This is a genomic window from Lichenihabitans psoromatis, assembly GCF_004323635.1.
GTDB classification, from domain to species: Bacteria; Pseudomonadota; Alphaproteobacteria; order Rhizobiales; family Beijerinckiaceae; genus Lichenihabitans; species Lichenihabitans psoromatis.
The window spans coordinates 2,432,873-2,456,578 of record NZ_CP036515.1; the positions used below are offsets into that span (position 1 = coordinate 2,432,873).

Annotated in this window: 18 protein-coding genes and 1 pseudogene; 9 read left to right on the plus strand and 10 right to left on the minus strand. The window is 64.7% G+C overall.

Features of this window, described 5'->3' with window-relative positions:
- Positions 1 to 14 precede the first annotated feature (14 nt).
- The 3 genes from EY713_RS11335 to EY713_RS11345 form a co-directional block, all read right to left on the minus strand.
- Positions 15 to 680 (minus strand): NADPH-dependent F420 reductase, encoded by a 666-nt coding sequence (locus EY713_RS11335; protein WP_131114907.1) that lies wholly within the window; start codon positions 678 to 680, stop codon positions 15 to 17.
- A 179-nt stretch (positions 681 to 859) separates the two neighbouring features.
- The gene (locus tag EY713_RS11340; RefSeq protein ID WP_131114909.1) at positions 860 to 2,491 is read right to left on the minus strand and encodes a sulfite reductase subunit alpha; all 1,632 of its coding nucleotides are present in this window, start codon (positions 2,489 to 2,491) and stop codon (positions 860 to 862) included.
- Positions 2,488 to 4,263 carry a NirA family protein gene (locus tag EY713_RS11345; protein WP_131114911.1) on the minus strand — a complete coding sequence of 592 codons (1,776 nt, stop codon included), beginning with the start codon at positions 4,261 to 4,263 and terminating at the stop codon, positions 2,488 to 2,490. The genes EY713_RS11340 and EY713_RS11345 overlap by 4 nt, the downstream gene beginning before the upstream one ends.
- Positions 4,264 to 4,679: 416 nt before the next feature.
- On the opposite strand from EY713_RS11345, the gene EY713_RS11350 reads away from it, so the two are divergent.
- The 8 genes and pseudogenes from EY713_RS11350 (at position 4,680) to EY713_RS11385 (ending at position 15,119) form a co-directional block, all read left to right on the plus strand.
- A complete protein-coding gene (locus EY713_RS11350) occupies positions 4,680 to 5,267 on the plus strand; it encodes an ANTAR domain-containing response regulator (RefSeq protein WP_131119598.1) in 588 nt (195 codons plus the stop codon).
- Positions 5,268 to 5,272: 5 nt separating this feature from the next.
- Positions 5,273 to 6,562 carry a CmpA/NrtA family ABC transporter substrate-binding protein gene (locus tag EY713_RS11355; RefSeq protein WP_131114913.1) on the plus strand — a complete coding sequence of 430 codons (1,290 nt, stop codon included), beginning with the start codon at positions 5,273 to 5,275 and terminating at the stop codon, positions 6,560 to 6,562.
- Between the two features lie 270 nt (positions 6,563 to 6,832).
- On the plus strand, positions 6,833 to 8,191 hold the full coding sequence (locus EY713_RS11360) for an MFS transporter (protein WP_131114915.1): 1,359 nt from the start codon (positions 6,833 to 6,835) through the stop codon (positions 8,189 to 8,191).
- Positions 8,188 to 9,417, plus strand: a pseudogene (locus EY713_RS11365) (NAD(P)/FAD-dependent oxidoreductase); the annotation flags it as partial. The gene EY713_RS11360 and the pseudogene EY713_RS11365, both read left to right, overlap by 4 nt.
- Before the next feature lie 89 nt (positions 9,418 to 9,506).
- Positions 9,507 to 12,272, plus strand: a complete 2,766-nt coding sequence (locus tag EY713_RS11370; RefSeq protein WP_245572692.1) for a nitrate reductase — start codon at positions 9,507 to 9,509, stop codon at positions 12,270 to 12,272.
- A 137-nt stretch (positions 12,273 to 12,409) separates the two neighbouring features.
- The gene (pcaF, locus tag EY713_RS11375) at positions 12,410 to 13,615 is read left to right on the plus strand and encodes a 3-oxoadipyl-CoA thiolase (protein WP_131114919.1); all 1,206 of its coding nucleotides are present in this window, start codon (positions 12,410 to 12,412) and stop codon (positions 13,613 to 13,615) included.
- A 116-nt stretch (positions 13,616 to 13,731) separates the two neighbouring features.
- The gene (locus EY713_RS11380) at positions 13,732 to 14,466 is read left to right on the plus strand and encodes a CoA transferase subunit A (RefSeq protein WP_131114921.1); all 735 of its coding nucleotides are present in this window, start codon (positions 13,732 to 13,734) and stop codon (positions 14,464 to 14,466) included.
- Positions 14,466 to 15,119: a 3-oxoacid CoA-transferase subunit B gene (locus EY713_RS11385; RefSeq protein WP_131114923.1), complete on the plus strand. Its 654-nt coding sequence runs from the start codon at positions 14,466 to 14,468 to the stop codon at positions 15,117 to 15,119. The genes EY713_RS11380 and EY713_RS11385 overlap by 1 nt, the downstream gene beginning before the upstream one ends.
- 232 nt (positions 15,120 to 15,351) lie before the next feature.
- Here EY713_RS11385 and EY713_RS11390 read toward each other — a convergent pair whose 3' ends face one another.
- From EY713_RS11390 to uxaC, 7 genes are all read right to left on the minus strand, one after another.
- The gene (locus EY713_RS11390) at positions 15,352 to 16,437 is read right to left on the minus strand and encodes an SDR family oxidoreductase (RefSeq protein ID WP_425374306.1); all 1,086 of its coding nucleotides are present in this window, start codon (positions 16,435 to 16,437) and stop codon (positions 15,352 to 15,354) included.
- Between the two features lie 333 nt (positions 16,438 to 16,770).
- A complete protein-coding gene (locus EY713_RS11395) occupies positions 16,771 to 17,127 on the minus strand; it encodes a hypothetical protein (protein WP_131114927.1) in 357 nt (118 codons plus the stop codon).
- Positions 17,128 to 17,227: 100 nt separating this feature from the next.
- The gene (locus tag EY713_RS11400; protein WP_131114929.1) at positions 17,228 to 18,070 is read right to left on the minus strand and encodes an ABC transporter permease; all 843 of its coding nucleotides are present in this window, start codon (positions 18,068 to 18,070) and stop codon (positions 17,228 to 17,230) included.
- 4 nt (positions 18,071 to 18,074) lie between these two features.
- Complete coding sequence (locus EY713_RS11405) at positions 18,075 to 18,938, minus strand: ABC transporter permease (RefSeq protein ID WP_131114931.1); 864 nt, start codon at positions 18,936 to 18,938, stop codon at positions 18,075 to 18,077.
- 29 nt (positions 18,939 to 18,967) lie between these two features.
- Positions 18,968 to 20,062: an ABC transporter ATP-binding protein gene (locus EY713_RS11410; RefSeq protein ID WP_425374365.1), complete on the minus strand. Its 1,095-nt coding sequence runs from the start codon at positions 20,060 to 20,062 to the stop codon at positions 18,968 to 18,970.
- A gap of 10 nt (positions 20,063 to 20,072) precedes the next feature.
- The gene (locus EY713_RS11415) at positions 20,073 to 21,248 is read right to left on the minus strand and encodes an extracellular solute-binding protein (RefSeq protein WP_131114933.1); all 1,176 of its coding nucleotides are present in this window, start codon (positions 21,246 to 21,248) and stop codon (positions 20,073 to 20,075) included.
- Between the two features lie 65 nt (positions 21,249 to 21,313).
- A complete protein-coding gene (gene uxaC, locus EY713_RS11420) occupies positions 21,314 to 22,714 on the minus strand; it encodes a glucuronate isomerase (protein WP_131114934.1) in 1,401 nt (466 codons plus the stop codon).
- An 89-nt stretch (positions 22,715 to 22,803) separates the two neighbouring features.
- On the opposite strand from uxaC, the gene EY713_RS11425 reads away from it, so the two are divergent.
- Positions 22,804 to 23,520 (plus strand): GntR family transcriptional regulator, encoded by a 717-nt coding sequence (locus tag EY713_RS11425; protein WP_131114936.1) that lies wholly within the window; start codon positions 22,804 to 22,806, stop codon positions 23,518 to 23,520.
- Positions 23,521 to 23,706 lie beyond the last annotated feature (186 nt).

A 23,706-nucleotide genomic window follows, 5' to 3' on the forward strand; every position in this document is an offset into this window, starting at 1 on the left:
ACGCGGACGCAGCTTCAAGGAAAGGCGCGCCATTCAGGTTTGCGGAGCTTGTCGGCCTCGTCCAGGGCGCGGCGGACCCCGGCGCTGTCATGATCGGCGCCGTAAACAGGCGTTCCTGGCTGCTGCCGCCAGGACGCATCGAGACCGCCCGCGTCGACGGGATCAAACCCCAGGGCATCGACAAGAGCCATGACGGTGGCCTTCGCGGCCTGATCGTCACCGGCGACCGGGAGGGCGATGCGCCCCGGCGTTCCCGCAGGCTGACCCAAATCCATGAGGTGCTGGGCTTGGATGTTGTTGAAGGCCTTGACGACGGGACGCCCGAGTTGCTGCTCGACCCAGAGGCTTTCCGGCAAACCGCCTTCGATCGGCGCAATGAGGCCATCGCGCTGGCGCGGATAGTAGTTGCCCGTGTCGATCACGACCAAGCCCTCCGCCGCATCGGCGAACAGGCCGGCTGCCAGATCGGGGATGTCTTTTTCCGGGATCGTGACGACGACGAGATCCACGTCGCGAACGGCCTCGACGGCCCAGACCGCGACGGCGCCAGTCTCCTCAGTCAGGGCCCGCAGCGTTTCTGGACCGCGCGAATTTGCCACCAGGACATGATGCCCGAGGCTCGTCAGGCGGCGTGTCAGTGTGCCGCCGATCTGGCCTGCACCAATTATGCCGATTTTCATGAGCGAACCTGCTGTGTGAGGGAGACGAGCCGGCGGGACGAACCACGGTTGGGCTTGTGCGCGGGGCGCGGTTCCTCGTTGAGGGTCGACCAGCGTTACGCCGCTTCGAGGTGCAGCACCACCCCACACGAGCCGGACGAGCAAGCCCGACCGGCCCGGTCACCTCGGTTGAAGCGACATCAATAGACGTCCGCCTGATAGCGGCCCGCCTTCTTCAACTGCGCCACGAAGGCCACGGCATCGTCGCGGCTCTTGCCACCGTGCTGGGCGGCGATGTCGACCATGGCGCCTTCGACATCCTTGGCCATGCGCTTGGCGTCGCCGCAAACATAAAAATGCGCGCCTTGCTCGAGCCATTGCCAAAGCGCGGGTCCGACCTCGCGCATCCGGTCCTGCACATAGAATTTTTGATCCGCGTCGCGCGACCAGGCGAGCGACAGTCTGGTGAGATGGCCGGAGGCCTGCATGGCCTCGAGTTCATCCCGGTAGAAGAAGTCCGTCGCCTGGCGCTGGTGGCCGAAAAACAGCCAGTTCGGCCCTGGCGCCGCGATGGCTTTGCGCTCATGCAAAAAGGCGCGGAAGGGTGCCACCCCGGTCCCTGGCCCGACCATAATGACGGGGGTGTTCGGATCCGGCGGCAGCGCGAACCCATGGGCCTTTTGGATGTAGACCTTCAGCCTATCGCCCGGCACCGCGCGTTCGCCAAGATAGGTCGAGGCCACCCCGAGCCGCTTTCGCTTACCGACGATGTAGCGCACCGTATCGACCGTCAAGGTCAGCAATCCGGCTTCGGTTTTTGGCGATGACGAAATCGAATAGAGGCGCGGTTGCAGGGGGTCGAGCGCGTCGACGAAAGCCTCGGCATGCGGCCGCGCCTTGGGGAACTGGTGCAGGGCCGCCAGCACATCGGTGGTGGACGCGTCCCCATGCGGATCCTCGCCGCGCGCCAAAGCGCGGGCCGTCTCCCGATCCGTGCCGCCGAGAATGTAGGAGAATAACTCGAACAGCGAATCCGGTGCCGCGCCGAGCGCGACCTCATCGATCAAGACGTCGCGCAAGCTGCGGCCACGGATCTCGGTCCGTGGCGAGGCCCCCAGCAGCGCGATGATCTGATCGACATGACCTTCGTGATTTTTGGGGAAGATCCCGAAACTATCGCCAGCCTCATAGTCGAGATGCTCGCCGAGCTTGAACGCGATGTGGAGCGTCTCTTTCTCGGAGCCGTCGCTGTTGAGCCTGTGACGCGACAGAAATGTCGCCTCGCCTGGAGCCTCCCGAGAGAGACCGATCGCCAGGATCGGCTTCGAGCCCGCTTCCGCGGCCGGGATTTCGAGCGGGACAGCGGCGTTGGACGATGGTGCCGCGTCGAGCTCGACCACAAGGCCCTTCACCAGCCGTGCCGTCTCCTTGCCGCCCGGCGCGCAGAGGTTCAGGCGCGTCTCGCTTTTGAGGAAGATCGAATTGGCGTAGTCGGCGCAATTGTAACCGCATTGGCCACAATCCTGCTGCGCCATGGCGGCCATCAGGCGCGGCGCGAGCGGGCGCCCTTCGGCCATCGTCATGCGCTCCGGCGCTGCCAAGGCCGGATCGTGCCAGGGTGCCTCATCGTTGGTGGCGAGAACGGGGCCGGATGGCGCTCCTTGGGTTGGGACGCCAAGGGCGATCAACGCCGCCAGGGACAGCGCTTCGGGCGACGCGATCGGGCCGAGCGCCGCAGCGAAGAACCCCGAGAGCCAGACGCGCTGTTCCTCCGAAAAGGGCGCGCTTTCGGGCACGAGGTCCAGGCGCTGGACAGGGCTTTGTATCGTCATGCCATCATCTCCGCTGCCACCAAGGCTCGCAGCTGGTCGGGGTCGTGGCGCCGCGCGAAAGCCGCAAATCCCTCCGCCGGGTCGGATCGATGATCGAGATACGCCCGCAAAAGACCTTCGACGCGAACCGGCACGTCGTCGGCCGTGACGTCGGAATAGAGCAGCCGGGCGATGCCGGCGTCGGTGCCGTATCCACCCCCGACATGCAGGTGATAGCCCTCGACTTGGTCGCCGTCGTCATTGATCGTCACCTTGGCTCCGATCAGGCCGATGTCGCCGATGTAATGCTGCGCGCAGGAGTTATGGCAGCCTGTCAGGTGGATGTTGATGGGCTGGTCGAGCGCGATCCGCGGTTCGCAATGATCCGCGATTGCCAGCGCATGCCGCTTGGTGTCGGAGGCCGCGAACTTGCAGCCCTGGTTGCCGGTGCAGGCGATGAGGCCGGCGCGGATCGGCGTCGTCTCCCAGCCGAGCCCACTTGCCTCGATGCGGGTCTTTGCTTCGGCCAAGGCGGCATCCGGCACGCCGGAGATCAGCAGATTCTGCCACACCGTGAGCCGGATATCGCCGTCGCCGCACGAGCGGGAGATGTCGGCCAAAACCCGCATCTGCGCGCAGGTCATCTTGCCGGTCGGCAACACGATGCCGATCCAGTTCAGTCCAGCCTGCTTCTGCGGGTGCACGCCGACATGCGCCATCCGGTCATAGGCCGGACGCGGCGCGATCAAGGCGGCATCGATGCGGGTGAGCGTCTTGCCGAGCAGGGCCTCGACCGCGACCAGGAATTTGGCGAAGCCCCACGCATCGAGCACATATTTCAACCGGGCTTTGTTGCGGTTCGTCCGGTCGCCGTGGTCGATGAAGACGCGCACGATCGCGTCGGCCACCAGGGTTGCGTCCTCTGGTTTGACGATGACACCTGTATCGCGCGCGAAATCCTGGTGACCCGTGATGCCCCCGAGCGCCAGGCGATACCAGACGCCGGGCGCGATCGAGACGCCGTCCGGCCCCATCGATCCGTCCGGCACCGCCACGGCCTGGAAGCCAATGTCGTTGGTGTCTTCGAGAGTCGCAATCGCGCCGCCGCCATCGAAGGCCACGTTGAATTTGCGCGGCAGCCCGTACATTTCGCGGCTGTTGAGAATGTGGTGATGCCAATCCCGCGCATGGGGACGCGTGTCGATGAGCTCATGCGGATCGATGCCGGCCGTGGCGGTGCCGGTGACATTGCGGATGTTGTCGGCGCCCGACCCGCGCGAGACGATGCCGATGTCGGTCAGTGCCTCAAGCAACGGCGGCCCGTTCTCCGGCGTGATCTCACGGATCTGGAGATTGGCGCGGGTCGTCACGTGAGTATAGCCGCCGCCGCCTCGCTCCGCGATGTCGGCGATCCCGGCAAATTGCCAATGGGTGAGAATGCCGTTGGGGATACGCAACCGGCACATGTAGCTCTCTTGGGCGGGCGCCACGTAGAAAAGGCCGTGATAGCGCCAGCGGAAGTTGTCCTCGGGTTTGGGCTTGGTACCGGCAAGCGCCTCGATCTTGAGCCGCATGTAGGACTCAAACGGATTTTCGGCGCGTTTCCACTTCTCTTGGTCGGCGAGTTTCTTGCCCTCCGCCAGCGTTCGGTTCTGCGCCTTGGCATGCGCGGCATCGGGACCGGTCGGCTCGGCAGGCTGGCTGTTCGGCGCCGGAATGACCCGCACGGCTGCCGCTCCCGAGGCGAACCCCTCGAGCCATCGTCGCTGTTCGGGAGAGAAGACGTCGCCCATTGAGGCTCTCCTGTGCGGCCGATCAGGGCCGCGCGTTTGTCGGATTGGTGTCGCTGACGATGTTGATTTGCGGAAGACATGACGACGGCTTCCCAAACCTCTCCGCTGCGGCAGCGAATTGTTTGAACGCACGGCAGCGCTTTTGGTCGGGAACCCGTTCGTCCGGGTCGAGCGCTTCGGCCTTCATTGGCCCATGCGCGAGAAAGAAATGCGGCGTCCCATCGGTATCCGCACTGCAATGCTAAGAATTATGATGTTTAAATCGAAAAGCTCCAAGCCTAAGTTTCCGGCACATGCTGGACGTTAGTTGTGCAAGTCGCGGCAATATTGCCCAAAACAAGCGTCTGATATGTGGTTGCCCGTCGGCACCGCTCTTCCGCATTGCACAATGAGCGGCTTTGCCTGACACTGCAGGCATGATCGAAGGCGATTATCGCATCCTGGTGATCGACGACGACGCGACCCGCGCCGCCATGATCGAGTCGGGCCTTCGAGAGGCCGGCCACACGTCGGTCACGGTCATCACCGAGATGCGTCAGTTGCTCCGCCGGATCGTCGAGGTCGATCCGGAGGTCATCATGATCGATCTCGGCAATCCGAACCGGGATGTGCTCGATGAGATGTTTCAGGTCTCGCGGACCGTTAGGCGGCCGGTCGCGATGTTCGTCGATCAATCCGACCGCGCCTCGATTGAGGCCGCCATCGATGCCGGAGTGTCGGCCTATGTGGTCAACGGCCTGAAGCGGGATCGGGTCAAGTCGGTGCTGGATACGGCGATCAGCCGGTTCAACGCCCTCAATCGCCTGCGCGATGAACTCGATCGGACCAAGCAGGCGCTGCAGGATCGCAAGGTGATCGACAAAGCCAAGGGCATCTTGATGAAAAACCGCAGCTTGTCTGAAGAGGACGCCTATGCGCTGCTCCGAACCACGGCCATGAAGGAAAGCCGCCGGGTCGCAGAGGTCGCCCAAGGATTGATCACCGCCATGAAGTTGCTGGAATGATTGAGATGGCTCACGAGCCCGCACGACCGTCGCGAGGGGAGCGTCTCGGCAACGACGCCGAAACGGGCGCATTGACGCTCGGCTTCATCCCTCTCGTGGATTGCGCGCCGCTCGTCGTCGCGGCCGAAAAGGGGTTCGCACGCCGCGAGGGTCTGGATCTCACATTGATGCGGGAGGTGTCCTGGGCCAACATCCGCGATCGTGTCGCGCTTGGGCATTTCGATGCGGCCCATATGCTGGGGCCGATGCCGATCGCGTCCAGCCTGGGGCTGGGCCGCCCGGCCGTCGCCATGGTGGCTCCATTTTCGCTCGGGCTCGGCGGAAATGCCGTCACGCTCTCGCTCGATCTCTTTGCGGCGATGGCCGAGACGGCGGCCGGCGATACGGACCAGTTTCGCCGCTTCGAGCCGATGGCGGTCGGACGCGCTCTCGCGATCGTGCTGCGCGACCGTCAGGCTGCGGGCCATGAACCGCCGACGCTTGCGATCGTGCATCCGTTTTCCAGCCACAATTACGAATTGCGGTATTGGCTGGCATCGGCCGGTCTCGATCCCGATAACGAGGTTCGGTTGGCGGTGCTCCCTCCATCAATGATGGTGGATGGGATGATCGAACGGCAGATCGACGGCTTCTGCGCCGGCGAGCCGTGGAATTCGCTGGCTGTGGCGGCCGGCGCGGGCGTCATCGCGGTCACCAAATCGGCGTTGTGGCGTCAGGGGCCCGAGAAGGTGTTGGGGCTGCGGGCGGAGTTCGCCGACCGCTTCCCCGAGCAGACGGCCGCCTTGGTTCGCGCGCTCTATGAAGCCGCGCGGTGGGCCGCCGACCCGGCAAACATCGGCGAGTTGGCGCTCCTGCTGTCCGACCCCGCTTATCTCAGCACCCCCGCGGCCATCATCGAAAGCGACCTGCGGGGGACGCTGACCCGTGTCCCAGGGACGGCGGCCGAACCGGTGGCGGACTTCCTCGTGTTTCACGAGTATGCCGCGAATTTCCCGTGGTTGAGCCATGCGCTTTGGTTTTACGCCCAAATGGTTCGATGGGGGCATGTCGACCATACGGCCGCGCATGCCGAAACAGCGCGGCGGGTGTATCGACCGGATCTCTATCGCGCCGCGCTGGCGCCGATTGGGGCCGATCTGCCGCGCGCTAGTGCCAAGGTCGAGGGTGCGTTGCAGCGGCCGACCCCGGTCGCGTCGCGGCTTGGCCGGATGACGTTGGGGCCTGATGGCTTCTTCGACGGCCGTTTGTTCGATCCGGATCAACTTGACCAATACATTGCCTCTTTTCGATCTTAGGTCGACAATATGCAAATGAGTTGAGCAGTCGCGGCCTATATTTTGAACTTGCGGCTTGCATCTCTCAATCTATTCTAGTTTCAGGTGAGAGGAACGTTCGTCTCGCTTCGCCTTCAGGACCAGTGGCGGTCCAAGCGGCACCTCCATCATTCGGGCTCAGCCCCTGGGGTCATTGGGCCCCGTGTCAGGCAACGACGCCAGACCGCTCCATAAGCTGGCGGCGTCTCTTGGTGCGCCAGCTGTCGTTCATTCGTTCAGCGGGATCGTGCCATGCTTTCGCAAAAAGCCACCAGCATCAATCTGTTTAGTTTTTCGACGCCGCAGATGCGGGCCTTCCATCTGAGTTGGCTCGCGTTTTTCGTGTGCTTCTTCGCGTGGTTCGCGGTCGCGCCGCTGATGCCCGTGATCAAAGGTGAGTTTCATCTCACGCCCGACCAAATCGCCAACATCAACATCGCGGCCGTCGGCATCACGATCCTGGTTCGCCTGATCGTGGGACCGCTCTGCGACCGGTTCGGTCCGCGCCGCACCTACACGGCATTGCTGGCCCTGGGTGCCATCCCGGTGATGGGGATCGCTTTCGCCCAGTCCTACATGGGTTTTTTGATCTTTCGGCTCGCGATCGGCGCGATCGGCGCAAGCTTCGTCATCACTCAATTCCATACGTCGGTGATGTTCGCGCCCAATGTCGTCGGGACCGCTAATGCGACGGTCGGCGGATGGGGGAATGCGGGCGGGGGCGTCACGCAGTCGGTCATGCCGATTCTTCTCGCGGCCATCGTCAGCCTCGGCATCAGCCAAAGCCTCGGCTGGCGGCTCGCGATGATCGTTCCTGGCGTCATGATGCTGATCGTGGCCGTCCTCTACTGGACGCTGACCCAGGATACGCCGGAAGGCGACATCATGGATCTGCGCGCCCGTGGGATCGCGATCGAAACGGGCAAAAAGGGCGGCTGGGACGTGTTTCGGCAGGCCAGCGCCAATTTTCGCGTGTGGGTCCTGGCGCTCTGCTACGCGGCGAGCTTCGGCATCGAACTCTTCATCCACAATGTCGCGGCCAGCTACTATGTCGATAAGTTTGGGTTGACGTTGGCGAATGCGGGCTTCGCGGCCGGCAGCTTCGGCCTTCTGGCCTTGTTCGCGCGCGCACTGGGCGGCCTCACGTCGGATCGGATCGCGCGCGGTTGGGGTTTGCAGGGACGTACGCTCCTCCTCGTGGGATTTCTGGCCTGTGAGGGGTTGGGCCTGCTTGCATTCTCGACCATGACCTCGGTCGGTTGGGCGATTGGCGCCATGCTGGTGTTCGGGCTGTTCACGCATATGTCGTGCGGCGCCATTTACGCGTTGGTGCCGTTCGTCGATCGCAAGGCGTTGGGCGGCGTCACGGGGATTGTCGGCGCGGGCGGCAATGTCGGCGGCGTTGCGGCCGGCTTTCTGCTCAAGGGTGTCGGTGGGCTGCCGCAAGCCTTGTTCATCATGGGCTGCTGCGTCATCGTCGCCGCGCTATGCGCCGTTACGATCCGCTTCTCGGTCAAGCATCGGGATACCGAGAAAGCCCTGTATGACGAGGCCGTGGCGCGCCGCCGCATGCTGCAGAACACCGGTATTGCCGTGGCCAGCCCAGCATGAGCCGCGAGCGCCTCGTCATCATCGGCAACGGCATGGCGGCCGGACGCGCCATGGAGGAGCTTTTCGCAAAAGCCCCCGGACGCTACGACGTGACGGTCTTCGGGGCCGAACCGCGCGTCAACTATAACCGGATCATGCTGTCGCCCGTCCTGTCGGGCGAGGCGGCTTACGACGACATCCTCATCCATGACGAGGCTTGGTACGAGCGACACGGCGTGACGCTTCATCGCGGCAGCACGGTCGTCGCGATCGATCGTGACCACAAAACCGTAACGACGCGCGACGGTCTCGTCGTGCCTTACGACAAACTGTTGATCGCGACGGGATCCTCACCCTTCATCGTGCCGATCCCCGGCGCGACGCTGCCGGGCGTGCGCGTCTATCGCGACCTAGACGACGTTCTGGCCATGCAGGAGGCGGCGCGGCGCGGCGGCAAGGCCGTGGTGATCGGTGGGGGCCTTCTGGGCCTCGAGGCCGCGGCAGGCCTCGCCATGCGGGGCATGGAGGTGACGGTCGTGCATCTCATGCCGACCTTGATGGATCGACAGCTCGATCCCGAGGCGGGGCTCATGCTGCAACGGACCCTCGAGGCACGCGGCATCGCGGTGCGGTGTTACGCCAGCACCACCGCGATTCTCGGCACCGAGCGGGTCGAGGGCGTCCGCTTTGCCGACGGCAGCGAAATCCCGGCCGATCTGCTCGTCATGGCGGTGGGAATTCGTCCGAATGCGATGCTGGCCAAAGACGCTGGCCTCGATGTGAAACGCGGCGTGGTGGTCGACGACGGCTTGCAGACCAGCGATCCGTCGATTCTCGCGGTCGGCGAATGCGTGGAGCATCGCGGCCAGTGCTACGGGCTCGTCGCGCCGCTTTACGAGATGGCGAGCGTCGTGGCGGCGCGGCTCATCGGCGAAACCCATGCGGTCTATGCGGGATCGGTCACCGCGACGAAGCTGAAGGTCACGGGCATCAGCCTGTTCTCGGCTGGGGATTTCGCAACCGGCGAGGATCGCGACGAGATCGTGCTTCGCGATCCGGCCCGGCAGATCTACCGCCGTCTGGTGCTGCGCGACGGACGCCTGCTTGGGGCTGTGCTCTACGGCGACACGGAGGACGGCGCCTGGTTCTTCGATCTTGTCCAAAGCCGCGCCGACGTGACGCTGCTGCGAGACGGGCTGATCTTCGGACAGGACTTCGCCGACCCGGGCGCGATCGCGTCGGTTCCGGCCGGTGAAGCCGCAGCCACGATGCCGGCCGCCGTGATCCTGGCCGCGACGGCGTCTAAGGTCCTCGGGGCAGCCACGCGTCGGGTGGCATGATGGACAGCCCTGCGTCGCTCGAGCGTCGGACCGATGACGAGGTGCGTCGCGGATTATCGAACGCGAACGCCGTCGTCGATCCGTCTCGACGTGGCGAGGCTCGACCGTCCCCCGATGTCAGCACCGTCAAGACGACCTGCCCCTATTGCGGCGTCGGCTGCGGAGTCCTGGCCGATGTCGCCGAGACGGGCGCCGTCTCCGTCAGGGGGGATCCCGACCACCCGGCCAATGCAGGACGGCTCTGCTCGAAAGGCTCGGCCTTGGCCGAGACTCTGTCGCTTGACGACCGGCTTCTCCACCCCGAGGTGGATGGCGAACGCGCCACGTGGGATGTGGCGCTCGACCACGTCGCACGCCGCTTCTCGCAGACCATTGCCGACCACGGCCCGGACGCGGTGGCGTTCTACGTGTCCGGGCAATTGTTGACCGAGGATTATTACGTCGCCAACAAGCTGATGAAAGGGTTCATCGGCTCCGGCAATATCGACACGAACTCCCGGCTTTGCATGGCGTCCTCGGTGGCGGGCCATAAGCGCGCCTTCGGAGCCGACACGGTGCCGGGAACCTATGCGGATCTGGAAGAGGCGGATCTCGTGGTGCTGGTCGGCTCCAATTTCGCCTGGTGCCACCCGGTCCTGTTTCAGCGGATGATGGCGGCACGCGAGACGCGGGGCATGCGATTGGTCGTGATCGATCCGCGCCGCACGCCGACGGCCGAGCAAGCCGACTTGCACCTGCCGATCGAGGCCGATGGCGATGTCGCGCTCTTCAACGGTCTACTGCGCCATCTTGCCGGGGCGGCGGCCGACAGCGACTACGTCGAGGCGCATACGACCGGCCTCGCGGAGGCGCTCGCTGCGGCGACGGGTCTCGACGCGCCCGCCGTGGCGCGCGCCACCGGGCTTGCGTCGGCTGACATCGCGACGTTCTACGACCTGTTTGCCGCGACCGAGCGTGTCGTCACCGTCTTCTCGCAGGGCGTCAATCAGTCGGTCTGCGGCACCGACAAGGTCAACGCGATCATCAACTGCCACCTGGTGACAGGCCGGATCGGCCGGCCCGGTATGGGACCGTTTTCGATCACCGGCCAGCCGAACGCCATGGGCGGCCGCGAAGTCGGCGGTCTCGCCAACCAGCTTGCGGCTCATCTTGACATCGACGATCCCGCCCATCGCGACCTCGTTCGCGGGTTCTGGAACGCGCCGCGCATGGCGACGCGGGGCGGCCTCAAAGCCGTCGATCTGTTTCGTGCCGTCGCGGACGGGCGCGTCAAGGCGCTCTGGATCATCGCCACCAATCCGGTCGACTCGATGCCGGAGGCGGATGGCGTGCGCGACGCGCTCGCCTGTTGTCCTTTCGTGGTCTGTTCCGACGTCATCCGGGACACCGACACGACGCGTCTGGCGCATGTGCTGCTACCTGCGGCGGCCTGGGGAGAAAAAGACGGAACGGTGACCAATTCCGAGCGGTGCATCACCCGGCAACGGCCGTTCATGGCTCCACCGGGTGACGCCAAGCCCGATTGGTGGATCGTCGATCAGGTGGCGAGCCGGATGGGCTTTGGGGCGGGGTTCGGTTTTGCCGATGCCGCCGAAATCTTCAAGGAGCATGCTTCGCTCTCGACCGTCGGCAACGCGGGGACGCGCGACTTCGATATCGGCGGCCTCGCCGACCTCGATCGCGACGACTACGAGCGGATGGCGCCCGTACACTGGCCCATCCGAGCCGGCGAGACATCGGGGACACGCCGCTTCTTCGCGGACGGCCAGTTCTTCACGCCCAACCGTCGCGCCCGCTTCATCCCGACCCACGTTCCGAAGCCGCGTGCCATCGACCCAGCCTATCCGCTGACGCTCAACACGGGGCGCATCCGCGACCAATGGCACACGATGACGCGCACGGGAAAATCACCGCGTCTCTCCGCTCATTTGCTGGAGCCGGCCGTGACGCTGCACCCCGACGATGCTCGCGAGGCCGGCATCCTCCATGGCACTCTCGCGATCTGCGAGAGTGCGAGCGGACGCATAGTCGGACGGGCCCAAATTTCGGACGACCAGACGCGAGGTTCGGTTTTCGTGCCCATGCACTGGACCGATCAATTTGCCAGTGCCGCACGGGTGGATGCGCTGATATCCGGCCACACCGATCCGGTCTCGGGGCAGCCGGCCTCCAAGATGGCGCGGGCGCGGGTCAGACCTTTTCCGGCCCGCTGGTATGGTTTTGCGGTGACCCGGCAAAAACTGAATGGTGCTGGACAAGATTATTGGGTCTCGGCTCGCGTCGCCGATGGGTGGCAGACGGAACTTGCCGGGCTGGAAGCCATCGCCGACTGGCCGACCGTCGCGGCGGTTCTGCTCGGAGCGACCGAGGCGGGAGCACGCTTAATAACCTATGACGACCCGCGAAGCGGCCACTATCGCATGGCGGTTCTTCGCGCGGGCCGCCTCGACGCGGTCCTCTTCGTCGCGCCTCGGCCCGTTGCCGTGGCTCGCGCCTTCGTGGCAAGCGCGCTGACGGATGCCTTAAGCGAAGCCGAAGCGTTCCGCCTGCTGGCCGGCCGCCCAGGCGCGGGCCGGATCGATCGCGGTGCCACGATCTGCTCGTGTTTTCAGGTCGGGATCAACCAGATCCGGACCGCCATCACGGTCGGGGGCTGCGCCACGGTCGCGGAGGTTGGCGCCGCCCTGAAGGCGGGGACCAATTGCGGATCCTGCCGGCCCGAAATCCAGCGCATTATAACCGGTGCTCTTCCACGCGCTTAACGACGGTGTTGCAGAAGGGGTCGCTCACGGTTCATGGGGTGAGCCGCCGCATCGATGAGCCGAATATGGCGATGGTTGCGCTGAGCCTAGGACGTTGTATGCCGGCCTGACTCGCTATCGCGCCGAGGGACGACAGCATGATAGACGCCTTCATCGTCGATTACATCCGGACGCCGATCGGCCGTTTCGGTGGGACGCTCGCCTCCGTGCGGCCGGACGATCTGGCCGCGACCGTCATCGCGGCGCTGCTGGCCCGTCATCCGGCGCTCGATCTCGAGGCCATCGACGAGGTTATGCTCGGCTGTGCCAACCAAGCGGGTGAGGACAACCGCAACGTCGCCCGTATGGCCGCCCTGTTGGCAGGCTTGCCGGTGTCGGCTCCCGGCACGACGATCAACCGCCTCTGCGGCTCCGGGATGGACGCCATCGCGATCGCGGCGCGACAGATCAAGAGCGGCGAGGCCGATCTGATCGTCGCCGGCGGCGTCGAAAGCATGTCGCGGGCGCCGTTCGTCATGCCGAAAGCCGAAACCGCTTTCTCGCGACAGGCCGAGCTCCACGATACGACGATCGGATGGCGTTTCGTCAATCCGCGCATGCGGGACCTGTATGGCGTCGATTCGATGCCCGAGACTGGCGAGAATGTCGCCGCTGACTTCAACATCTCGCGCCAGGACCAGGATGCCTTCGCGCTTCGCAGCCAGCAGCGCGCAGTGGCGGCCCAAACCAGCGGCCGGCTCGGGCAGGAGATCACACCCGTGACGATTCCGCAGCGCAAGGGCGACCCGATCAGGGTCGATAAGGACGAGCATCCCCGCGCCGGAACCACCATTGAGGCGCTGGCCAAGCTGTCGACCCCCTTTCGCGCAGGCGGCACGGTGACGGCCGGCAATGCGTCCGGCGTCAACGATGGCGCTGCGGCGTTGTTGATCGCTTCCGGGGCCGCGGTCGCGCGATTCGGGTTTCGTCCCATCGCCCGTATTCTCGGCGCTGCGACGGCGGGTGTGCCGCCGCGCATTATGGGGACCGGCCCCGTGCCGGCGACGCGAAAGCTCATGGCTCGGCTCGGCCTTTCGATCGGCGCGTTCGACACGATCGAGCTCAACGAGGCCTTTGCCAGCCAAGCTCTCGCCGTTCTGCGGGAGCTGGGGCTGGCCGACGATGCGCCGCACGTCAACCCGAATGGCGGCGCCATCGCGATCGGGCATCCGCTCGGTGCCTCGGGGGCGCGCATCACCGGAACCGCGGCTCTCCAGCTTCGCGGCATGGGCGGCCGGCGGGCCTTGGCTACCATGTGTATCGGCGTGGGGCAGGGCATCGCCATCGCGCTTGAGGCCGTCTGACGCGTGGCCGACCATAACGGATGAGCAATTCGGAATTCACACGCGCGTCGATGGTGCCGGGCGCTGTACCCGACGCGCCGATCGTCTAAGTTGGGCGCGAAACGAGAGGGCCAGGGATGTCGCGGAATAAAGTCTACTCGGATGCGCGATCGGCGCTCGAGGGAGTCGTGTTCGACGGAATGACGATCATGTCGGGCGGCTTTGGCCTCTCGGGCAATCCGGAGCATTTGATCCCGGCCCTGAAGGACACGGGCGTCAAGCACCTGACCGTCATCTCGAACAATTGCGGAGCCGACGGCTTCGGTCTTTGGGTGTTGCTGAACGCCGGCCAGATCGACAAGATGATCTCGTCCTACGTCGGCGAGAACAAGCTATTCGCCGACCTCTATCTGTCGGGCAAACTGGAGCTCGAGCTGAACCCGCAGGGCACGCTGGCCGAGCGCATCCGCGCCGGCGGCGCGGGGATCCCGGCCTTCTACACCAAAACCGGCGTCGGGACCGTGGTGGCCGAAGGCAAGCCGACCGAGGTGTTCGACGGTGAGACCTACGTCCGCGAGACCTGGCTGAAGGCCGATGTCGCGATCGTCAAAGCCTGGAAGGGCGATCGCGAGGGCAACCTCGTTTATCGCAAGACGGCGCGGAACTTCAATCCCAACATGGCGACGGCCGCCAAGGTGACGATCGCCGAAGTGGAGGAGATCGTCGAACCCGGCACCCTCGATCCGGACGGCATCCACACGCCCGGCATCTACGTGGATCGCATCATCCAGGGTCCTGGTTACGAGAAGAAGATCGAGCAGCGCACGGTGCGGGTCCGCCCCGCAGCGACGGCTTCCGGGGAGAACAACTGATGGCCTGGACACGCGAACAGATGGCCGCACGGGCCGCGCAGGAATTGCAGGACGGTTATTACGTCAATCTCGGCATCGGCATTCCGACACTGGTGGCCAATTACGTTCCCGACGGTCTGACCGTGACGCTGCAGAGCGAAAACGGCATGCTTGGCATCGGGCCGTTCCCCTACGACGACGAGGTCGACGCCGATCTTATCAACGCCGGGAAGCAGACCGTGACGGCGCTGCCGACCTCGAGTTTCTTTTCGTCGGCCGATAGTTTCGCGATGATCCGCGGTGGCCATATCGATCTTGCGATCCTCGGCGCCATGCAGGTGGGCGAGAGGGGCGATCTCGCCAATTGGACGATTCCGGGCAAGATGATCAAGGGCATGGGCGGCGCCATGGATCTCGTGGCGGGCGTCAAACGCGTCGTCGTGGTGATGGAACATACAGACAAAGCGGGAGGGCCGAAGTTTCTGCACGCCTGCTCGCTGCCCTTGACCGGCGCAGGCGTCGTGGATGTCGTCATCACCGATCTTGCGGTGTTTGCGATCGACAAGCGACAGGGAGGCGCCACGCTGATCGAATGTGCTCCCGGTGTCACGCCAGACGAGATCAGGGCCAAGACCGAAGCCGACTATGTCGATGGGGTGACCAAGGTAGCCTGATCAGCCGCAGAGCCCGCGCGAGGGAAGGATCCTCTTTCGGACGGAGGAAGCCGCATCGGGCCAGATCGAGGTGCCGTGCGGCTCTGTCCCGACGATACTGCTGGCGATTGACCCTCTGGAGCTCATTGTCCCGAAGGTGAAGGCGCTCGAGCGGGCACCAGCGTTGCCGTCACTTTGCCGATTCCGCGCCAGATGTTCGACCTTCACCCACCGGCGCGGGTTTTTTGTGTCGTCAATCCTCGCGTGGCGGGATGATCTTCTCGGCGCGAAGGCGATCGAAAAGCTCGGTAAACGACCGCTCGGTCACTTGCAGATCCATGAACCCGAACTCCCGGCTCTTGGTCATGTCCGTGAAGGTCTCGAGCTCGCGGCCGAGATCGGCATCGGTATGCCACCACGAGGCAAGGGTCTTGAGACGATACGGTCGCAAGCCGTGTTTCTCCACGATCCGGTCCCAGGTCGCGTCCTCTCCGGCCATCTGCTCTGCGAGCGGCGTCGGGTGACCCGGATAGGGCGCGACCGATACGCCGAAATAGGCCGCGATCGTTCCCCACAGCCGACGCCAGCGGAAGACATCGCCATTGACGATGTTAAACGCCTGATTGTAGGCCGAGGGCGTCGTTGAGGCCCACAGCAACTGTCGCGCCAGGATACGGGCATCGGTCACATCGGTCACCGCCTCGTGCTGCTGCAGCGTGCCGGGAAACAGGAAGTCGCGCCCGGTTTCCTTGCAGATGGCCGCATAGACCGCCAGGGTCACGCCCATGTTCATCGCATTGCCCAGCGCCCAGCCGATGAGCGTGTGGGGACGATGCACCGACCAGGCGAAGTTCGACCTCGTGGCCGCTGCGAAAAGGATGTCTTCCTGATCGTAGTAGAAGTTTTGGTAGGGGAGGCGAGCCTGATCTTCCCGGAACGGGGTATCGGGTTTTACTTTGCCATAGGATTCGAACGGGCCGAGGTAGTGCTTCAGACCGGTCACGAGCGCGACATGTTCGATGTTGGAGGTTTTCGTGACAGCATCGAGCAGGTTCTGCAGCATCGCGCCATTGACGCGGCAATTCTCGTCTTCCGTCTCCTGGCGCGCCCAGGTGCAGAAGAAAACATGGCCGATATCGAGGCCCGTGACGGCTTCTGCAACGCTCGCTGGATCGAGAAGATCGGCCGTGACCGGATGAATGCCGGGCCGATCTTGCGGGGGACGCCGTGCCAGACCGTGGACAGTCCAGCCTTCGGCAACCAGGAGGTCGGCGACGTTGCTTCCGGAAATTCCGGTCACGCCGACGACGAGCGCGTTTTTCTTGGTCATGGTTCTCATCCTTGCTGTTCGGCCTCGACGGAGCCTTGGTCGCCTTTTTCGGTTCCACAACCGAAAAAGGCGCGCTGACCATCGCCGTCGGCGAAAGCCGGCTTGCGTTGTCGTCGCACCAAAGCCTTCCTCGATCATCGGACCAAGGTCGGTCAGTGATCGGGCCGAAGGTCTTGCCCATTGGTTTACGGCGAAGGCTTGATCATAGTTCCCGCTCACGACCACGTCGCGCTTGCCGCCGATCGGCTTGGCGGCCCCGCCCTTTGCCTGATCACGTCGGCTCATCGGGCACGAAAACCTGCGCGAGCGTCATCAACTCGGTTGACGATCCGATCGGCTCAGTCAGTCGGCCGCCGATGTCCGGGCAGCTGTCGAGTAAGCCGCCGATCCCGCCCTCATCCGGTCGAGCAGCGTCAGGAATCTCTCTTCGGCGCTCGTCACGGTCTCGTGGACGTTCATACGGTCGTGATAGGACTTGCGATACGCCCAGAGAGCCCGGAGGGCGCGGACAGCGCTTTTGCGGTCGATAGTGTGGAGGAAGCAGCGGGTCCGCTTGGCTTTGGACGTGCCGTTCTTGAAATACCGCGGATCCTCGATATCGACGTGAAGCTCCTCCGCGAAGAACTGCGCGAATGTTTTGTCCGTGAAGTCGAGGACGTAGCCGTCGCTCATGTCGAACAGCTCGTCGAGGAACGTCATGTCGATCGCTCGGATGTTGGCCATGCTTCTGGTGAAGCTTCCGGTTGGAACGAGCGACCAAATCGCCGCGTCTTTCAGGGTTGCTCGGTCATGGAACAGCTCAACGGGCGGCTTCGGCTTTGGTTCGGGCCACGATCTGGGTGGGATTGATAAAGCGGAGCGCCAACAGCAGCCAAATCAGCGTCGTCACCATATAGACCACCGCCATGACGTCGATTTCCTGGCTAGCCCGCACGCCAGAGGCGAAGACCGCGTAATAGAGCGCGACCACGAGGGTCTGGCTATCGGCTCCTGCGGTCAGGAAGGTTAGCTCGAACATCGCGATGGTGCGCACCATGACGAGCAGCAGTGCCGCCAGCACCCCGGGCATCAGCAAGGGTACGAGCACACGCACGAAGAGCTGCGTGGTCGACGCGCCGAAGACGCGGGCCGCCGCCTCGACCCGCGGATCGATCTGCTCGATGAAGGGGATCATGACCAGCACCACAAAGGGGATGGCCGGCACGAGATTGGCCAGTACCACGCCGCTGAGGGTGCCGCCGAGCCCGATGCGATAGAGCAGCGTCGCCATCGGGATGCCGTAGGTCAGCGGCGGCACAAGGAGCGGCAGCAGGAACATCAGGGTCACGGCTCGCTTGCCCGGAAAATCCCGGCGCGCCAAGGCATAGGCGGCCGCGACGCCGAGCAAGCCCGACAGCGCCACCACGGCCGCAACGGCTTCGAAGGTGACGATCAGCACGTCCGAGAGCTGGAACTCATCCCAGGCATCGCGATACCAATGCAGCGTGAAGCCCGCCGGAAGCCAGGTGCCGAGCCAGCGTGTCGCAAGAGAGTCGATCACCACCGTGGCAATCACGGCCAGAAGGTTCACCACGAACAGGATGATCACGGCCCAGACGGCCGTGGACCAGAGCTTTGACCCGATGCTTCGGTCGCCGATCATCGTCTCATCCTTTCGTTCCGCCGACCGGACCGCGGTAGAACAGCGAACGCGCGCCGAGCACGCCCAGCACCATGATGAGCTGAACCGCTCCCATGATCATCGCGATGGCTGAGCCGAGCGAGGCATCATATTGCTCGAAGGCTGCCTGATAGGCCGCGATCGAGATCACATGGGTGCTGCCGGCCGGGGCGCCGAGTAGCACCGCCGAGGGGAAGACCGCGAAGGCCTGCACGAAGCTCAGGCAGAAGGTGACGGCGAGCCCGGGCGCGAGCAGCGGGAGGAAAATGCGGACGAAACGGGCACGCGCCCTGGCCCCGAGCGTTGCGGCCGCTTGTTCGAGCACCACGTCGATGCCGCTGACATAGGACAGCGTGAGCAGGAAGGTGAACGGAAAACCGGTGATGACCAGCGAGGCGAAGACGCCCCAGTAATTATTGGTGAGCTTCAGGGGCGCCCCGATGAGATGAAGGGCGAGCAGCGTCCGGTTGAACCAGCCCTGTGGCCCGAGATAGGTCAAAAGACCCTGCGCGATCAGCACGGTCCCGAGCGTCACGGGAAGCACCAGGATCGTGGTGAGGAGGCGCTGGTTGCGCATGAGCCTTACCCGGAAGGCGATCGGTACGGCGATCAAAAGATCGAGAAGCGTGGTCGGCACCGCCAGCGCGAGCGTGTTGCCGATCGTTTCCCGCAGGAAAGGTTCGGCGAAGAAGCGCTGATAATTGCTGTAGAACGGGCCGACTTTCGGAGCGAGCGAGACGGCGATGCCGTAGACGAACGGGTAGATGAACAGGGTGAGAAGCGCGACGAGCGCGGGAAGCACCAGCAGTGTCGTGCCATCGATGCCATGCGCCGCGAGTCGCAGCCGCATGCCACCGCGGCTTTGTGGCACCGCGAGCGTCACGCTGCCGCCGCCGGATAGAGGAGGATCTGTTCGGGGCGGGCCGCGACCGTGATGCGATCGCCCGCGCCGGTCGGCTTGTCGCTTCGGAAGAAAAGCTCTGTTCCGTCAGCGGTCTCCGCGGCGCCAAAAAAGGCGCGGCCGCGGTATTCCGCGATCCTGACCGTCACCGGGATGCCGACCGGTCCCGCCACGAGATCCTCTGGCCGCATCATGAGGACCACGGCCTGACCCTCGGCGAGGGGGCCACGCTGCAGCACTTGCAGCGTCGAGCTGCAGGCCTCGATCGTCGCGCGCGTGCCGTCGCTCGTCACCACGCGACCGGGCAATTGTGTGCGGAAGCCCATGAATTCGGCCACATCGACATGGGCAGGCCGCTCGTAAAGGTCGCTTGGCGACCCGGTCTGCCGGATCAGGCCGTCGCGCATCACCACGATCCGATCCGCCATGGACAGCGCCTCGTCCTGATCGTGCGTCACATAGATGGTGGTCGAGCCGATCGCCTCGTGGATACGGCGGATTTCGCCCCGCATTTCGAGCCGGAGCTTGGCATCGAGGTTCGACAAGGGCTCGTCCATCAGCACCACCGGCGGCCGGATCACCACGGCCCGGGCGATGGCGACGCGCTGCTGCTGGCCGCCCGACATTTGGCCCGGCAGCTTGTCGGCCTGCGCGGCCAAGCGCACCAGGGCCAGAGCCTCGTCGACACGCTGGGCGGCTTCTCGGCGCGCCACATTCTGCATGGCGAGGCCGAAGCCGACATTCTTGCGCGCCGTCATATGCGGAAAGAGCGCGTAGCTCTGGAACACCATGCCGAAGCCGCGCCGCTCGGGTGGAAGCTGGTCGATACGCAGCGGTCCCAGGCTGATGCTCCCAGCGGTCAGCGGCGTGAGACCCGCGATGCAGTTGAGCGCCGTGGTCTTGCCGCAGCCCGAGGGTCCGAGTAGGGCCACGAATTCCCCAGGCTCGATGGTGAGATCGAGACCCTTGAGGGCCGCGAAGCCGCTGAAATCGCGGCGCAACCCCTTGAGCTCCAGGCGCTCGCCACGGCGCGCGGATTGTCGGGCCGGCATGTCGGGTGCGCGTGCTGGCATGGCCATCGCGTCAACCCTTCCCGGCGCCGATGCGCTGGTCCCAAAGTCCGAAGGCCGCCACCATGGTTTTTGCTTCAAGCGGGACTTCGAGCGGGTGATCGGCGATGAGCTGATCATAGTCGGGGCGGCCGAACGTTTTTATCGCCTCCTGCGAGTCCTCGGGCGCCATGTCGAGCGACACACCCTTCACGGCCGGGCCCGGATAGAAGTAACCCTGGTCATAGGCATAGGCCTGCTGCTTGGGCTCCAGCATATAGGCCATCAGGTCGAGCAGCACCGCGAGCTTGTCGTCGGCGACGCCCTTGGGCACGACCATGTAATGCGCGTCCGTCACCCAGTGGAACCCGTCGAGGATGCCAACCGCGGCCTCCTTGGGAACGATGCCGAGCGCGCGCGGATTAATGTCCCACCCCGTGGTGGAGACGATGATGTCGCGCGTGCCTTCGCCGAGTTCCTTCATCGTCTGGCTGGTGCCGGCAGGATAGTATTCAATGTTCTCGCCGAGCGTCTTCAAATAGTCCCAGGTCTTGTCCCACCCCTTGACAGGATCATGCGGGTCGCTGTCGCCGAGGATATAGGGAACGCCCATGAGCCAGGTGCGGCCGGGTCCGGAATTCGACGGACGGGCATACATGAACTTGTTCTTGTTCTGCCGCGTCCAGTCGAGCAATTCGGCCGCCGTCTTCGGCACCGACTTGACCCGGGCCGGCATATATTCGAGCAGCGGCCCGGAGGGATAGTAGCTCACGACTAGCCCGTGGTCGGCCGCGATCGCCTGCATCTTCAGCGCTTGGGGCAGGTAGACGTCGGCCAGATTGGGCAGGTCTGGCAGAAACGGCTTGAGATCGAGCCAGATGCCCTGGTCGAGTCCGGCCGAAAGCGCATCCGTGCCGGTCAGCACCATATCGACGTCGACGCGGCCACCATCCTGCTGCGCCTTGATTTTGGCGGGCAATTCGGGCGCGGGCGCCTTGGTGAAGATGAAGCGCGACACGGCTTTCGGCTTGGCGCGGCGGTAGGACTCGATCGCCTTCTGGGTCAGGGCGAGATTGCCGGCCACATCCGCGATCGTCAGCGTCACCGGGTGGTCGGGCATGGCCGGCAACGACGCGAAGGCGCGGCCCGGGCCGAAGCCGAGCGAGGCTGCGCCGAGCCCAGCCAGCACCTGTCTGCGATCGATTGTCATGGTCTGTTCCTCCTGTGCGCCCTCTTGTCGGGGCGTCGGCTCTGTTGGTTGTGTCTAACCAGAGGTCAAAGTTTGTAGGCCCGTTTCGCAAGCCGGTAGGCGAGGTCCTGAGCAAGGTCATAGGCCTCGTCCTCGTCGAGCCGGTGGTCCGCCACCATGCGGGCCAAACAGGCACAATCGACCCGCCGGGCCATGTCGTGCCGCGCGGGGATCGAGAGATAGGCGCGCGTGTCGTCGTTGAAGCCCACCGTATTGGCAAGCCCGGCCGTCTCTGTCGTCGCCTCGCGGAAGCGGCGCATGCCCTCCGGGCTGTCGTAGAACCACCAGGGTGGCCCGAGCCGCAACGCCGGATAGTGGCCTGCCAACGGCGCGAGTTCGCGCCCATATTGCGTCTCATCCAGCGTGAAGAGGATCAAGGTGAGGCGCGGGTCGTTGCCGAATGCGTCGAGCAGCGGCTTGAGATCGTGGACGTAGTTGGTGCGCTGCGGGATGTCGGCACCCTTATCGGTTCCGAACCGCGCAAAAACCGCCGGGTTGTGGTTGCGCACCGAGCCGGGGTGGAGTTGCATCACCAACCCGTCCTCGATGCTCATCCGGGCGAATTCGGTCAGCATCTGGGCGCGGAACAGCTCGGCGTCGTCAGCGCTGAGCGCGGGCGAGATGACGCGATCGAACAGGGCCGCGGCTTCGCCCGCGCCGAGGTTTGCGGTCCGAGCCGTCGGATGGCCATGATCGGTGGCGGTCGCGCCGAGCGACTTGAAAAAGGCGCGCCGCGCCCGGTGAGCCGAAAGGTAGCCGACCCAGCTTATCGGCTCGCCCGCAATCGCGACGAAGCGCTCGACGTTGGCGCGGAACCCTTCGCGCTCGGGATCGACCACAAAGTCGGGCCGGTAGGTTGGAAGCACGCGGCCGTGCCACCCCGAGCGCTTCAGCGCGGCATGATGCGCGAGATCGTCGAGCGCCCCATCCGTGGTGGCGATGGCTTCGATGTTGAAGCGATCGTAAAGCGCCCGCGGGCGCATGTCGGGGCCCGTCAGCGCCTCGGCGATTTGGTCGTAGAGCCGGTCGGCGTTGGCCTCCGTGAGTCGCTCCTCGATGCCAAACACGGAGGCGAGCGAATGCTCGAACCAGAGCCGCGTCGGCGTGCCCCGGAACAGCCCGAAGTGCTTGGCGAAAAGCCGCCAGATTGCGCGCCCATCCGTTTCGACAGGGCCGCCGTCGCGGCGCGGCACGCCGAGAGACTCGAGCGAAACGCCTTGCGAGTAAAGCATCCGGAACACGTAGTGATCGGGTTTGACGAACAAGTCGGCCGGGTCAGAGAAAGGCTGATCCTCCGCGTACCAGCGCGGGTCGGTATGACCGTGCGGCGACAGGATTGGCAGGCCGCTGACCCCGTCATAGAGCCGCCGCGCAATGGCGCACGCATCCGGCTCGATGGGGAACAGCCGGTTGGGGTGCAGAGGCATCGGCTTCGTCCGTTCGGTCCCGAGTATAAGACAGGGATACGCTTGCAAGAACCTAAGTCTGATATATTAGTATGTCAAGGAAGGCGCCCATGGATCATCTCGACGTCGAAAGCCGCAATCGCACGGTCGAGCGGGCAGCGAAGGCCGCGCGACCCGCATCGCGGACGAGTTCCGCTTCGACCATCGCAGCGACGCTGCGGGACGAGATTGTGGGCATGACGCTGCTGCCCGGAACACCGTTGCAGGATCGCGTGCTATCGGAGCGTTTCGGCGTCAGCCGCACCCCGATCCGCGAAGCGACACTCCGGCTCGCCGACGAAGGGCTGGTCGACATCTTTCCCCAATCCGGGACGTTTGTGTCGCGCATACCAGTCGCGGCCATCCCGGAAGCCGTTCTGGTGCGCGAGGCTCTTGAGGGCCTAACGGTGGAGAGTGCTGCGGCCCGTGGTTCCACTGCCGGCCTCGACGAGGCGCTGGCTTTGCAGCGGGTCGCGATGGCTCGTGGCGACCAGCGAAAGTTCCACGAAGCCGACGAGGCATTCCATGAGGCGGTGGCGGCTCTCAGTGGCCATCCGGGAATCTGGCGCCTCCTCCGAACGGTGAAGATGCAGCTCGATCGTGCACGGCGCCTCACGTTGCCGGTTCTCGGCCGAATGGATCAGGTCGTCGGCGAACATGAACGGATTCGCGATGCCGTCGCGGCTGCTGACGTCAGGGCTGCACGCGCCGCTATGACGCTTCACCTGAATGTCGTGATTCCGGACGTCGCTTGGCTGCAGGACCGCTACCCCGATTACTTTGCATAAGACGAGCATGCGGCAGGCTGGGCGATGGCATGCGCCGTGGCCGACGCAAGGCTGTGAGAGCCGGGCTTGGACGCCTCAAGTGTCAAGCCGACACTGCACCCCGGGCAGGTTCCGGACGGGTGCAGCCTTGAACACTCGGTCTCTGAGAAAATTGCAAATTGTCTTGGCGATCAGAGTCGTTGGTCT